Below are 432 nucleotides of genomic sequence, written 5' to 3' on the forward strand. Positions count from 1 at the left end.
TTTATGTATTATTTAAGGATCACTATAACAGGATTTCAACCTAGCGCCAATTGAGTAAATTAGCAACGAGTCGTGCCCTATTAATTTACTCAATGAATCAAACACTTATAAAGCATCTAACTCCATACCGCTAGAAACATTATGTTACACCATTCATAAATCCGTCATCAAAAGGCATCGGTTCTGTCATCCTCGATTCCTATACTTCCTTCCAACAAATCACTCAATTGGACTGACATAATGAAACCGACAAAAACAAATCTCACGCTTAAGAGCGCTATTACTGCTGCGCTGATTTTTTCTGGTTCTGCATTAGCAATGGATACACGATACGAAGATCGCTCTGGCAACTTGGTTGCTGATGTTCCTCAAGATGAATCACAATGGGTTGACCCAAACACGCTAATTTTTGCTTATACGCCAGTTGAAGAT

At 38.7% G+C, this 432-nt stretch carries 1 pseudogene; it reads left to right on the plus strand.

Annotated features, from left to right (window positions below):
* Positions 1-240: 240 nt before the first annotated feature.
* Positions 241-432: pseudogene (locus AB4486_RS24370) on the plus strand (phosphate/phosphite/phosphonate ABC transporter substrate-binding protein); the annotation flags it as partial.

It is taken from the genome of Vibrio sp. 10N.222.55.C6 (assembly GCF_041473395.1).
Lineage (GTDB): Bacteria > Pseudomonadota > Gammaproteobacteria > Enterobacterales > Vibrionaceae > Vibrio > Vibrio crassostreae_C.